The following is a 12,344-nucleotide window of genomic DNA, read 5'->3' on the forward strand; positions in this document are numbered from 1 at the left end:
TGCGTACCCACCCGTGCAGTGTCCCTCGCCGGGGGCGGTGCGCCGCCCGGGTGGGCAGGGCTTTTCCGGGCGGGTCAGGGGGCGCGCAGCACCGGGCGGCCGGTCAGCTCGACCCCGGCGTCGGTGAGTTCGGTCAGCGCCCGCTTGGTGGTGGGCTCGGCCACCCCGGCGGTCAGGTCCAGCAGCACCCGGACCCGGAAGCCCTCCCGGGCGGCGTCCAGCGCGGTGGCGCGCACGCAGTGGTCGGTGGCGATGCCGACCACGTCCACGGCGGTGATGCCGCGTTCGCGCAGCCACTCCGCCGGCCCGACGCCGTTCTCGTCCGTCCCCTCGAAGCCGCTGTAGGCGGCGGAGTAGTGGCCCTTGTCGAAGACGGCGTCGATGGCGCCGCCGGCCACCGCGGGGGCGAAGTTGGGGTGGAAGCCGACGCCCTCGGTGCCGGCCACGCAGTGCGGCGGCCAGCTGTCCACGTAGTCCGGGTGCTCGGAGAAGTGGTCGCCGGGCTCGATGTGGTGGTCGCGGGTGGCGACGACGTGGCGGTAGCGCGGACCGTCCGCCCCCTCCCGCGAGCCGACCACCAGGTCGGTGATGGCGGCGGCGACGTCGGCGCCCCCCGGGACGGCCAGACTGCCTCCCTCGCAGAAGTCGTTCTGCACGTCCACGACGATGAGTGCTCGCTCCATTGGTTCCCCGCTCCTGTGCTGTCGCGGGGCCCGGGCCGCCTGCACGGCCCGGGCCCTGTTGACGCCGCCGGTCGGTGGACGGCGTCGCCCCTCGGCGTCCCCCGTGTCCGGCCGGCGCCGCCCGTCACCGTGACGGTCATCACGGTGTCCTCACGATCACGGTGTCATCACGCCGTTGCCGCCGCATCCGCATCGCGCGCGTGTGCGTGGGTGCGCGTCCGCGTGCGGTTGTGGCTTTCCCCTCCGCGGGCCCGGTCACGCGTGCGTCGCACGGGATCCCGATCGGAACCGGACGGCCGGCGCGGCCCACCGTGCGGCCCCGCCGGAGGTGTCCGGCGCCCCGGAGGTTACTCGCTCCCCAGGTGGTACTCGGTCGGGATCACCGGTTCGCCCCGGGAGAGCTGGGCGGCCGACATCGGCAGCCGGTCGAACGCCCGCCGGTGGCGCTCGCGCGCCGCCTGGAGCGGCTCGCGCCCCACCACCTTCCCGTCCCGCACCAGGGGCACCAGCAGCCCGTGGCGTTCCACCTCCGCGGCCAGCTCGGGCGGCGGCGGGACGGCGCCGACGACCTCCGCCTCGGCGACGCCGTCGGCGTCCGGCCGGCGGTAGGCCCACTTCCGTCCGCCGACGCTCGGCTTGTTCCGGGAGAGCTTGGCGACCGGGAGCAGCGGGGCGTCCGGGTCGTCCGAGGCCGCGCGGGCCACCAGCTTGTAGACCATGGAGCAGGTGGGGTGGCCGCTGCCGGTCACCAGCGCGGTGCCGACGCCGTAGCGGTCCACCGGGGCGGCGGCCAGCGCGGCGATGGCGTACTCGTCCAGGTCGCTGGTCACCACGATCCTGGTGTCCCGGGCGCCCAGCTCGTCGAGCTGGCGGCGCACCCGGTGGGCGAAGACCAGCAGGTCGCCGGAGTCGATCCGGACCGCGCCGAGGTCGGGTCCGGCCACCTCCACGGCGGTGCGCACGGCCTCGCGGACGTCGTAGGTGTCCACCAGCAGCGTGGTGCCCCGGCCGAGCGCGGTGACCTGGGCGGTGAAGGCGTCCCGCTCGGTGTCGTGCAGCAGGGTGAAGGCGTGCGCGCTGGTGCCGGCGGTGGGGATGCCGTAGCGGTAGCCGGCCTCCAGGTTGGAGGTGGGGCCGAAGCCGGCGACGTAGGCGGCGCGGGCGGCGGCCACCGCGGCCTGCTCGTGGGTGCGCCGGGAGCCCATCTCGATCACCGGCCGGCCGGCCGCGGCGTGCGTCATCCGGGAGGCCGCGGCGGCGATCGCCGAGTCGTGGTTGAGGATGGACAGGATGACGGTTTCCAGCAGCACCGCCTCCGCGAAGCTGCCCTCCACGACCATGATCGGCGAGCCGGGGAAGTAGACCTCCCCCTCCGGGTAGCCGTGGATGGAGCCGGAGAAGCGGTAGTCGGCCAGCCAGCCGGCGGTGGTCTCGTCGATCACCCCGGTGCGGGTGAGGAACTCCAGCCGCTCGCGGTCGAACCGGAAGTCCTCCACCGCGTCCAGCACCCGCCCCGTCCCGGCCACCACGCCGTAGCGGCGGCCCTCGGGCAGGCGGCGGGTGAAGACCTCGAACACCGAGCGGCGGTGCGCGGCGCCGCCGCGCAGCGCGGCCTGGAGCATGGTGAGCTCGTAGTGGTCGGTCAGCAGCGCCGTGGAGGCCGCCCGCGCGGCGTCGGCGGGCGCCGCGACGGCGCCGGGTGTCTCGTCCATGCCGCCGATGGTACCCCGAGATGTCGTCACTTTGACGATTTCTCGGGAGGATGGGCGGGACGGCGGGCGCGGGGCCGGTGCGGGAGGGCGCGGGCCCGTGCGGGCGGACGCCGCGAGCGGTACCACAGCGCGGCGGTCCGGGCGGGGTTTCGGGGAGCGGAGATCGCAGCGCCGCCCCCGCGATGGCAGCATGGGGGCCGTGAGCGTCGCACCCGTCGAGATCGAGCGCCCCGAGACCCGCGAGTCCGCGCGGGAGTCGGCCCAGCCGGAACTGCCCTGGGTGACCGTGGTCCACGACGACCCGATCAACCTGATGAGCTACGTCGTCTACGTGTTCCAGAGCTACTTCGGCTACCCGCGCGAGAAGGCGCAACGGCTGATGCTGGAGGTCCACAACAAGGGCCGCGCCGTCGTCTCCAGCGGCTCCCGGGAGGAGATGGAGCGCGACGTCCAGGCCATGCACGGCTACGGCCTGTGGGCCACCCTCCAGCAGGACAAGTAGGCGGCCGCACCCGCCGCCGCGTCCCGTGTGGTGGCCCGCGACGGACAAGGCCGCGGGTCAGAACTCCCCGGTGTCCAGGTCGACGCCGAACGGATCCGGCAGCGGGAGCCTGTGTCCGAAGGGCACGCGGTGGAGGGTGAGGTACTCCCCGTCCTCCGGGTGGGAGTAGAGCGTGGTGCGCCTCTTCGCCGGCTCCACCAGCAGGCAGAGCGGGATACCCGACAGGGCGTACCGACTCGCCTTGGTGACGCGGTCGACGGCGCCGCCGAGCGGGCCGACGATCTCGGCCACCAGAAGGACGAGGTCGGGTGGGATCGTCCCCGCGTCGCGAGCCAGGGCTTCCGTGGAGGTTGCGAGGACGTCGGGAACGAGGTCGTCACCGGTCCGTTCGTCCCGGACGGTCACCGCGGAGACGAGTTCGATCGCGTCCGTCGTGACGGCCCGCGCCAACCGGGACGCGATCGCCGCGTGGCGCACCAACGGAGGGGGCGACACGACGATGACCCCTTCCAGGATCTCCACGCGGTAGCCCTCAGGGGTGGAGATCTTCCCCGCGATGTCGCGGATCACGGGATCCGGCGGGCGCGCCGGGGCGCCGTCCGCCCTCGTGGTGGGTAGGACCATGCCAGGTCCAACGCCGCCTCCCTATGCTGGGTAACGCCTTCCGGCGCAGTCCGGTCAGCTCGCGCGAAACGGTCCCGCATGCCCGCACACTTCCAGCCCACCGAGGACGGCGGCGCCGCCATCCTCCTCGACCGCATCGAGTTCTCCATCCTGCGCCGGTTCGCCGTGCAGATGCTGGAACTCCTCGGGCCGGGGGAGGAGGAGCGGGGCGACGCCGACGACCCCTTCGCGCGGCTGTTCGCCGAGGGCCCCTCGCGGGCGCCGGAGGACCCGGTGCTGGCCCGGCTGCTGCCGGACGCCTACCCGGACGATCCGGACGCCGCCGCGGAGTTCCGCCGCTTCACCGAGAACGACCTGCGGGACACCAAGCGCGCCGCCGCGCTCGGCATCGTGCGCGACCTCGACGCGGCCGGCCGGGACGTGCTGCGGGTCACCCGCTCGGGCGGCCCCCGGGCGGCCGAGGGCGGGGAGGACGAGGAGGGCGAGGGCGAGGAGCTGGACCACCTCGGTGGCGCCGAGCCCTCGGAGATGGTGCTGCTGCGGCTGGACCCGGAGGGCGTGCAGCGCTGGCTGCGCGGGCTGAACGACCAGCGCCTCGCGCTCGGCACCTGGCTCGGGGTGACCCAGGGCGAGCCGGAGCTGGACCACCTGCCCGACGACGATCCGCACCGCCCGCTGGCCATCGCCTACCGCTGGCTGGCCCTGCTCCAGGACACCCTGGTGGAGACCCAGTTGCGCTGAGCCGGGCGCGTCGGGACTCCGCTGGCGTGAGCCTGGGGGCGACGCGCCCGCGCGCCCCGTCGTCACCGAAGCGGCTGTGATAAACACACAGCGTTATGAGGCGTGACCCGCTCGTTGCCGGTCGGGCGCGCCGCCGAACGCGTCCCGCGGGCCGGACCCCGAGCGGCCGGGTGCGGGCGCCGCAGCACGGGACGAGGGCGCATGACGTACCCCGAGGTGACCGCCGCCCGGCCGGACCCCGAGCCGGAACCCGGTGCGCGCCGGGGCCCGGGCCAGGCCCCGCCCGGCGCGGACGAGGGATACCAGCGGGGCCTGGGCGCCCGGCAGATCCAGATGATCGCCATCGGCAGCGCGATCGGCGTCGGGCTGTTCCTCGGGGCGGGCACCGCCATCACCACGGCCGGCCCCAGCCTGATCCTGGTCTACGTGGTCGCCGGCGCGGTGATCTTCCTCATCATGCGCGCCCTGGGCGAACTCCTCTCCTACCGGCCGACCTCCGGCAGCTTCGCCGAGTACGCCGGCGAGTTCATCGGCCCGTTCGCCGGCTTCGTCACCGGCTGGACCTACTGGATCATGTGGGTCACCACCGGCATGGCGGAGATCACCGCCGCCGGCCTGTACGCCCAGTACTGGTTCCCGGCGATCCCGCAGTGGGTCACCGCGCTGGCCGTCCTGGTGGCGCTGTTCGGTGCCAACCTGGTCTCGGTCCGGCTCTTCGGCGAGGTCGAGTTCTGGTTCTCGATGATCAAGGTGATCGCCATCGTCGGCATGATCCTGATCGGGCTCGGCGTGCTCACCGTGGGCTTCGGCGACGCCGCCGACACCGCCTCGGTCACCCACCTGTGGGCGGACGGCGGCCTCGCCCCGAACGGCGTCACGCAGACCCTGATGACCCTGCAGATCGTCATGTTCGCCTACCTCGGCGTGGAGATGGTCGGCGTCACCGCCTCCGAGACGGCCGACCCGGCGCGCACCCTGCCGCGGGCCATGAACGCCATCCCCTGGCGCATCGGCCTGTTCTACGTCGGCGCCCTGACCGTCATCCTCTCCGTGGTGCCCTGGCGCGAGTTCACCCCGGGCACCAGCCCGTTCGTGCTCGCCTTCGACCGGATCGGCATCCCGGCCGCCGCCGGCATCGTGAACTTCGTCGTGCTCACCGCGGCGCTGTCCTCCTGCAACTCCGGCCTGTACTCCACCGGCCGGATGCTGCGCTCGCTCTCCCAGCGCGGGCAGGCGCCGGTCGCGGTCCGCCGGATGACCCGGCGCAGGGTGCCGGCGACCGCCATCGCCTGCGGTGCGGCGGTGATGGTGGTCGGCGTCGTGGTCAACGCGGTCAGCCCGGACCGGGCGTTCACCTACATCACCTCGGTCGCCACCGTGGGCGCGCTGTGGGTGTGGGCCGTCATCCTGCTCTGCCACCTGCGCTACCGCCGCGCGGTCGCCGCCGGCCGGCTGCCGGCCGCGGCCTTCCGGATGCCGGGCGCCCCGTACACCACCTGGCTCTCGCTGGCCTTCCTGGCGCTGGTCCTGGCGCTGCTCACGCTCGCCCCGGAGACCCGGACCGCCCTGTACGTGGCGGCGGCGTGGGCGGTGTCCGTCTCGCTCGCCTACCTGCTGTGGAGCCGCCGCCGCCCGCCCCGGCCGGTGGAGCGGCCCGCGCCGGCGCCGGCCGGCGGGGCGACCGGCTGACCCGGGCCCGCGCGGTTCACCGTGACGTCCTATCGTGACGTCCATGCTGACCATCACCCAGGAGCTGCACGACGCGATCGTGGCGCACGCCCGCAAGGACCACCCGGACGAGGCGTGCGGGGTGATCGCCGGTCCGGTGGGCAGCGGCCGGCCGGAGCGGTTCATCCCGATGCTGAACGCGGCCCGCTCGCCCACCTTCTACGAGTTCGACTCCGCGGACCTGCTCAAGCTGTACCGGGAGATGGACGACCGCGACGAGGAACCGGTGGTCATCTACCACTCGCACACCGCCACCGAGGCCTACCCCTCGCGCACCGACGTCTCCTACGCGTCCGAGCCCGGCGCGCACTACGTGCTGGTCTCCACGGCGGAGTGCGGCAACGACGAGGGCCCGGTCTCCTTCCGCTCGTTCCGCATCATCGAGGGCGAGATCACCGAGGAGGAGGTCCGGGTGGTCGACTCCTACTGAGTCCGCCCCGCCCGCTGTCGCCCCCACCGCCCCACCGGGCCGCCGCGCCCAGCCGCGCCGGGCGCCCGCGCCACGTATCGCCATCCGGTCAGCGCTGCCCGCATGGTGATACGGGCATCCTGGAACGGGCGATCCCGCGCTTACGATGAGCCCATGCGATCCGTCGACGCCCCCGCCGTGGACGCGGGCAGCCTGCTCGTGGAGCGCCGCCACCTGGACCTGTGCCGGCTGGCCAGCGCCCTGTAGCTGACGCCCGCGCCGCACCGCCGCGCCAACGCCCGACGTCGGGGAACCCGGCGAACGGCCGGTGGGTCGGCCCATCCGCCCGCGCCGGGCGCCGCCGGGCCCGGACGCGGCGGAACAACCGCCCCGGTCGACTTGTTCGGATCGGTGCAAGCGATCAAGCGAAAGCGTCCGACCGACACGCCTCCCAACGAACCGCAGGAGCATCCCCATGGCCGTCGAGGTCCGCATCCCGACCATCCTCCGCACCTACACCGACGGCGCCAAAGCCGTCGAGGGCACCGGCAGCACCCTGGATGAGCTGATCACCGACCTCGACTCCCGGCACCCCGGGCTGCGCGAGCGCGTGGTCGACAACGGTGAGCTGCGGCGGTTCGTCAACGTCTACCTCAACGACGAGGACGTCCGGTTCCTGGACGGCATCGCCACCAAGGTCGCCGACGGCGACAGCGTCACCATCCTCCCCGCGGTCGCGGGCGGGGCCCGCTGACCCATGCGTTACGACACGCCGCTGCAGGCCGTCGGCAACACCCCGCTGGTCGGCCTGCCCAGCTTCTCCCCCTCGCCCGAGGTACGGATCTGGGCCAAGCTGGAGGACCGCAACCCCACCGGCTCGGTCAAGGACCGCCCGGCCCTGCACATGATCGAGCGCGCGGAGGCGGACGGCCGGCTCACCCCCGGCTGCACCATCCTGGAGCCCACCAGCGGCAACACCGGCATCTCGCTGGCCATGGCGGCCCGCCTCAAGGGCTACCGGATGGTCTGCGTGATGCCGGAGAACACCTCCGCCGAGCGCCGGCAGCTGCTCGCCATGTGGGGCGCGGAGATCATCTCCTCGCCGGCCGCCGGCGGCTCCAACACCGCCGTGCGCGTGGCCAAGGAGCTGGCCGCCGAGCACCCGGACTGGGTCATGCTCTACCAGTACGGCAACCCGGACAACGCGGGCGCGCACTACGCCACCACCGGCCCGGAGATCCTCGCCGACCTGCCCACCATCACGCACTTCGTGGCCGGGCTCGGCACCACCGGCACGCTGATGGGGGTCGGCCGGTACCTGCGCGAGAAGGTGGAGAACGTCGCCATCGTCGCCGCGGAGCCCCGCTACGACGACCTCGTCTACGGGCTGCGCAACCTCGACGAGGGCTTCGTGCCCGAGCTGTACGACGAGTCCGTGCTCACCACGCGGTTCTCGGTGGGCTCCGAGGACGCCGTGCGGCGCACCCGCGAACTCCTCGCCCAGGAGGGCATCTTCGCCGGCGTCTCCACCGGCGCGGTGCTGCACGCGGCCGTCGGCGTCGCCCGCAAGGCCGCCCGGGCCGGGGAGCGGGCGGACATCGCCTTCGTGGTCGCCGACGGCGGCTGGAAGTACCTGTCCACCGGCATCTACACGGCCGCCAGCACCGAGGAGGCGGTCGCCGCCCTGCACGGCCAGCTCTGGGCCTGAGGCCCCGGACCCGAGCTCCGGACCCGGGCCCCGGGCCCGGGCCCCGGGCCTCAGCCCCGGGGTGTGCGGCGGCCGGCCGAGGAGGCCCCTCGCGCGCCGGCCACGGCGACCACCGTGGCCGGCGTCCGCGTCCCCGGGCCGGCACGCCGGCCCGGGGACGCTGTCGGCCCTAGAGCAGGCTGCGCCACATGTGGACCTCGTCGCGGTCGTCGCCCGGCGCCACGCGCAGCGCGCCCGGCAGCCGGCCGACCTCCTTCCACCCGCAGCGGGCGTAGAAGACCTCCAGGCCCAGCCCGCCACGGAGCGTCAGGTGCAGCGCCTCGTAGCCCAGCGCCCGGCCCTGGCGGTCGACCTCCGCCATCAGCCGCCGCCCCAGCCCCCCGCCCTGGCGGTCCGGACGGACCATCAGCCGCTTGATCGTGCACCAGTGCTCCTGGAGCACGAACCGCTTGCCGGTGAAGAACACCATCGCCACCAGCCGCCCGGCCTCGTCACGGCCCACCAGCAGCCGGTCCGCCCCGTCGGCGAGCCCGGCCAGCGACGCCTCGGCGGTCGGCCGGACATCCTCCCGGTCCACCGGCGGCACGAAGCCCACCGCTCCGCCCGCGTTGGAGACGTCCGTCCACAGCTCCACGATCTCCTCGCGCAGCTCGTCGGTGACGTCCGGATCCAGGGTGAACAGCAGTTCCATGCCCCGAGGGTAATGACCGGAGCGTTTTGGTGTCTATTACTTCCCGGGGCCCCGGCACCCGGTGATTCCGGGCACATAGCCCTGCCGGTGGTAGGTACCAGCCGTCCCGCGCCTTACCCTCGATGCTCGTGGCAACGCTAGACGCACCCATCGGCATCTTCGACTCCGGCTTCGGCGGCCTGACCGTGGCCCGCGCCGTGCTCGACCAGCTCCCCGGGGAGTCGGTCCTGTACCTCGGCGACACCGCCCGTCAGCCCTACGGACCGCGCCCCATCGCCGAGGTGCGCGCCTACGCCCTGCAGTGCCTGGACCGCCTGGTCGAGCAGGGCGTCAAGATGCTGGTCATCGCCTGCAACAGCGCCAGCGCCGCCGTCCTGCGGGACGCCCGCGAACGCTACGCGGTACCGGTCGTCGAGGTGATCGCGCCCGCCACCCGGCGCGCCGCCGCGGCCACCCGCAACGGCCGGGTCGGCGTCATCTGCACCCACGCCACCCAGACGTCGCAGGCCTATGACGACGCCTTCGCCGCCGCCCCGCACATCGACCTGACCACCCGGGCCTGCCCGCGCTTCGTGGAGTTCGTCGAACGGGGCGTCACCGCCGGCCCCGAGCTGATGGGCGTCGCCCGCGAGTACCTCGACCCGGTGGCCGCCGCCGGCGTGGACACCCTCATCCTGGGCTGCACCCACTACCCGCTGCTCACCGGTGTCATCTCCTACATCATGGGCGACGGGGTCACCCTGATCTCCAGCGCCGAGGAGACCGCGAAGGACGTCTACCGCAGCCTGGTCGCCCACGGCCTGATGCGGGAGCCGACCGACGACCGTCCCGCGCACCGGTTCCTCACCACCGGCGACCCGGCGCAGTTCCAGCGCATCGGCCGACGCTTCCTCGGCCCGGAGCTGGCCGACGTCGACGTCATCCGCGAACCGGACGCCGGGCGGCCGGACACGTACGTCATTCCCGACACCCTTCCCACCGCCGTGGAGGCCCGCGCATGAAACTGACCGTGGTCGGCTGCTCAGGCTCGTTCCCGTCCGCCGACTCGGCCTGCTCCAGCTACCTGCTGGAGGCCGAGGGCTTCCGCCTGGTGATGGACCTGGGCAACGGTGCGCTGGGCGCGCTCCAGCGGCACATCGGCCTGTACGACGTCGACGCCGTCTGCTTCAGCCACCTGCACGCCGACCACTGCGTCGATCTCTGCGCCTACTGGGTGGCCCGCAACTACCGCTTCGAGGGCTGCCCCGCCCGCATCCCGGTGTACGGCCCGGAGGGCACCTCCGCGCGGCTCGCCCGGGTCTACGACATGCCGGACCAGCCCGGCATGCACGAGGCGTTCGACTTCCGGCGGCTGCGGCCGGGCGTCTTCGAGGTGGGCCCCTTCCGGATCACCGCGGACCGGGTCGCCCACCCGGTGGAGGCGTACGCGTTCCGCGTCGAGTACGGCGGGCGCTCCCTGGTCTACAGCGGGGACACCGGCCCCTGCGACGCCCTGGCCAAGCTCTCCGCGGGCGCCGACCTGCTGCTGGCCGAGGCGTCCTTCACGCACGGCCGCGAGGAGATCCCCGACCTGCACCTCAACGGCCGTCAGGCCGGGGAGTACGCGGCCCGGGGGGCGGTCGGACGGCTGGTGCTCACCCACATCCCGCCGTGGACCGACCGCCAGCGGAACCTGGCCGACGCCAGCGAGGTCTTCGCCGGCCCCACCGGTCTGGCCCGGCCCGGGGACGTCTACTTCCTGTAGGGCCCTTCCTGCGGGCCCTTCCCGTGGTCCCTTGCTGCAGGGCCTTTCCGTGGGCCTGACGCGGGGCGCCGACGCGGTCGGCGCGCAGGCCCCCGCGTCGACGGGCGCGTGGCGCCCCCGCGGGCAGGAGACGGCCGGACGGCGCGGTCCCCCCGCGCCGTCCCGGCCCGCGAACCGGCGATCCGCCCTCGCCCCGAGGAGGGCTCCGCCCCTCGCCCCGAGGAGGCGCGAGGCGGAATCAGGGGTTCAGAGATACAGCCCGGTGGCGTCCTCCGTGCCGCCGCCGAGGCGCTCGGCGGCCACCGCGTGCAGATCCCGCTCCCGCATCAGCAGGTAGCCCACGCCGCGCACCTCGACCTCGGCCAGCTCCTCCGGGTCGAACAGCACGCGGTCGCCGGGCTCCACGGTCCGCACGCTCTGGCCGACCGCGACGACCTCGGCCCAGGCCAGCCTCTTGCCGACCTGGGCGGTCGCGGGGATCAGGATTCCACCGCTGGACCTGCGCTCGCCCTCGCCCGTACCGCCGCGCACCAGGACGCGGTCGTGCAGCATCCGGATCGGGAGCTTGTGCGCGAAGCCGGGCTCTTCGGCCATGTCGTCCAGCTTCTTGGCGTGCGCGTCCGCGCTCTCGTTCGACGTGTCGTGCGACTGGTCAGTGCTCACCCGTGGAACGTTACCCGGCGGACGACCCGGCCGGCGCGCCAGGGCGCCGTTGACGGCGGAGGGGACGGCGGCGGCGATGGCGGAGGGTACGGCGGCGGGGACGGCGGCGGGGACGTGCGGGGGACGTGGGGCCGCGGGGCGGGGTTCCCGCCTGGCGTCAGGATCATGCCAGGTGATGTCGCCTGATCAACCACTCGCCCTGGGGGGACCCCCTTCTTCAGGATCCCACGCGGCTGTAGCCGTGCGCAGCCCCCCATGTGCTGTCTGTGGACAACTCGTGGCGGGTGCATGACCTCCCCTGGTGTCGCTCGCTGGCGTCAGGGGCATGCCAGAGGTTGTTGTCTGACCAACCGCTTGTTCTGGGGGGACCCCCTTCTTCAGGATCCCACGCGGCTGTAACCGTGCGCAGCCCCCCATGTGCTATCTGTGGATAACTCCTGGCGGGTGCATGATCTCCCCTGGACCCCTCACTGGCGTCAGGATCATGCCAGGTGATGCCGCCTGATCAACCACTCGCTCTGGGGGGACCCCCTTCTTCAGGATCCCATGGGGTTGTGACCCCGCGCAGCCCCCATGTGCCCTCTGTGGATAACTCCTGGCAGGTGCATGACGTTGCTCGCCATCGCTCGACCCCCGTAGCCCGTGCCCCGCGCCCCGTAGCCCGTGCCCCGTAGCGCCAGACCCGTAGCGCGAGACCCGTAGCGCCGGCCACCGGCCACCGGCGGCGGCGACCGGCGGGGCGTCGCCGCCGGTCAACGCCGCCGGGCGGTCAGCGTCGCCGGCGGTACGCCGAGACGGCCAGCAGCGTCACCACCGCCAAGCCCACCAGGGCCAGCGGCACCACGCGCTCCAGCCGCGGGCCGCCGTAGTCGTCCACGACCTGCTCCCGGGCCCGTCCGCCGACCTCGCCGACCACGGTCCGCGCCCGCCCCACGCCCCGGCTCACGGCCTCCCGGGCCCGGTCCTTGGCGTCGTCCACCACCGTCCGGGGGTGGACCCTGACCGCCAGCTCGTCCAGCGTGGCGGCCAGCCGCCGCCGGGTGCGGTTGATGTCGGCCTCGATCTCGGCGGGCGTTCTCACGTCCGGGGGCGGGGCCTCCTGACCGCTGTGCGGCTTGACCTCGCTCAACTCGCCACCT

At 73.8% G+C, this 12,344-nt stretch carries 15 protein-coding genes; 9 read left to right on the forward strand and 6 right to left on the reverse strand.

Annotation, left to right across the window (positions count from 1 at the left end):
- Nucleotides 1–74 precede the first annotated feature (74 nt).
- On the reverse strand, nucleotides 75–683 hold the full coding sequence (locus tag FHU37_RS25615) for a nicotinamidase (protein WP_179817007.1): 609 nt from the start codon (nucleotides 681–683) through the stop codon (nucleotides 75–77).
- Nucleotides 684–1,030: 347 nt separating this feature from the next.
- Nucleotides 1,031–2,395: a nicotinate phosphoribosyltransferase gene (locus FHU37_RS25620; protein WP_179817008.1), complete on the reverse strand. Its 1,365-nt coding sequence runs from the start codon at nucleotides 2,393–2,395 to the stop codon at nucleotides 1,031–1,033.
- Between the two features lie 190 nt (nucleotides 2,396–2,585).
- On the opposite strand from FHU37_RS25620, the gene clpS reads away from it, so the two are divergent.
- Nucleotides 2,586–2,897 (forward strand): ATP-dependent Clp protease adapter ClpS, encoded by a 312-nt coding sequence (clpS, locus tag FHU37_RS25625; RefSeq protein ID WP_179817009.1) that lies wholly within the window; start codon nucleotides 2,586–2,588, stop codon nucleotides 2,895–2,897.
- A gap of 57 nt (nucleotides 2,898–2,954) precedes the next feature.
- Here clpS and FHU37_RS25630 read toward each other — a convergent pair whose 3' ends face one another.
- Complete coding sequence (locus FHU37_RS25630) at nucleotides 2,955–3,521, reverse strand: Uma2 family endonuclease (protein ID WP_179817010.1); 567 nt, start codon at nucleotides 3,519–3,521, stop codon at nucleotides 2,955–2,957.
- Between the two features lie 78 nt (nucleotides 3,522–3,599).
- On the opposite strand from FHU37_RS25630, the gene FHU37_RS25635 reads away from it, so the two are divergent.
- From FHU37_RS25635 to FHU37_RS25655, 6 genes are all read left to right on the forward strand, one after another.
- Nucleotides 3,600–4,262 carry a DUF2017 domain-containing protein gene (locus FHU37_RS25635; RefSeq protein WP_179817011.1) on the forward strand — a complete coding sequence of 221 codons (663 nt, stop codon included), beginning with the start codon at nucleotides 3,600–3,602 and terminating at the stop codon, nucleotides 4,260–4,262.
- 201 nt (nucleotides 4,263–4,463) lie between these two features.
- On the forward strand, nucleotides 4,464–5,951 hold the full coding sequence (locus FHU37_RS25640) for an amino acid permease (RefSeq protein WP_179817012.1): 1,488 nt from the start codon (nucleotides 4,464–4,466) through the stop codon (nucleotides 5,949–5,951).
- 43 nt (nucleotides 5,952–5,994) lie between these two features.
- Nucleotides 5,995–6,420, forward strand: coding sequence for a M67 family metallopeptidase (locus FHU37_RS25645; protein WP_179817013.1), 426 nt, complete (start codon nucleotides 5,995–5,997; stop codon nucleotides 6,418–6,420).
- A gap of 153 nt (nucleotides 6,421–6,573) precedes the next feature.
- Nucleotides 6,574–6,666 (forward strand): putative leader peptide, encoded by a 93-nt coding sequence (locus FHU37_RS29450; protein WP_312892863.1) that lies wholly within the window; start codon nucleotides 6,574–6,576, stop codon nucleotides 6,664–6,666.
- A gap of 208 nt (nucleotides 6,667–6,874) precedes the next feature.
- Nucleotides 6,875–7,153, forward strand: a complete 279-nt coding sequence (locus tag FHU37_RS25650) for a MoaD/ThiS family protein (RefSeq protein ID WP_179817014.1) — start codon at nucleotides 6,875–6,877, stop codon at nucleotides 7,151–7,153.
- Between the two features lie 3 nt (nucleotides 7,154–7,156).
- Nucleotides 7,157–8,107, forward strand: coding sequence for a PLP-dependent cysteine synthase family protein (locus tag FHU37_RS25655; RefSeq protein ID WP_179817015.1), 951 nt, complete (start codon nucleotides 7,157–7,159; stop codon nucleotides 8,105–8,107).
- 169 nt (nucleotides 8,108–8,276) lie between these two features.
- On the opposite strand, the gene FHU37_RS25660 is transcribed toward FHU37_RS25655, so the two are convergent.
- Nucleotides 8,277–8,798, reverse strand: a complete 522-nt coding sequence (locus FHU37_RS25660) for a GNAT family N-acetyltransferase (protein ID WP_179817016.1) — start codon at nucleotides 8,796–8,798, stop codon at nucleotides 8,277–8,279.
- Nucleotides 8,799–8,926: 128 nt separating this feature from the next.
- On the opposite strand from FHU37_RS25660, the gene murI reads away from it, so the two are divergent.
- On the forward strand, nucleotides 8,927–9,799 hold the full coding sequence (murI, locus tag FHU37_RS25665) for a glutamate racemase (RefSeq protein WP_312892864.1): 873 nt from the start codon (nucleotides 8,927–8,929) through the stop codon (nucleotides 9,797–9,799).
- Entirely contained in the window at nucleotides 9,796–10,542 is a 747-nt protein-coding gene (locus FHU37_RS25670; protein ID WP_179817018.1) for an MBL fold metallo-hydrolase, read from the forward strand. The genes murI and FHU37_RS25670 overlap by 4 nt, the downstream gene beginning before the upstream one ends.
- A gap of 246 nt (nucleotides 10,543–10,788) precedes the next feature.
- Here FHU37_RS25670 and FHU37_RS25675 read toward each other — a convergent pair whose 3' ends face one another.
- Both FHU37_RS25675 and FHU37_RS25680 read right to left on the reverse strand, forming a co-directional pair.
- Nucleotides 10,789–11,136, reverse strand: a complete 348-nt coding sequence (locus tag FHU37_RS25675; protein WP_179817395.1) for a GroES family chaperonin — start codon at nucleotides 11,134–11,136, stop codon at nucleotides 10,789–10,791.
- Nucleotides 11,137–11,974: 838 nt separating this feature from the next.
- Nucleotides 11,975–12,334, reverse strand: coding sequence for a DUF3618 domain-containing protein (locus FHU37_RS25680; RefSeq protein WP_179817019.1), 360 nt, complete (start codon nucleotides 12,332–12,334; stop codon nucleotides 11,975–11,977).
- Nucleotides 12,335–12,344: the final 10 nt, after the last annotated feature.

Origin of the sequence: Allostreptomyces psammosilenae, from assembly GCF_013407765.1 — a bacterium.
Classification (GTDB): domain Bacteria; phylum Actinomycetota; class Actinomycetes; order Streptomycetales; family Streptomycetaceae; genus Allostreptomyces; species Allostreptomyces psammosilenae.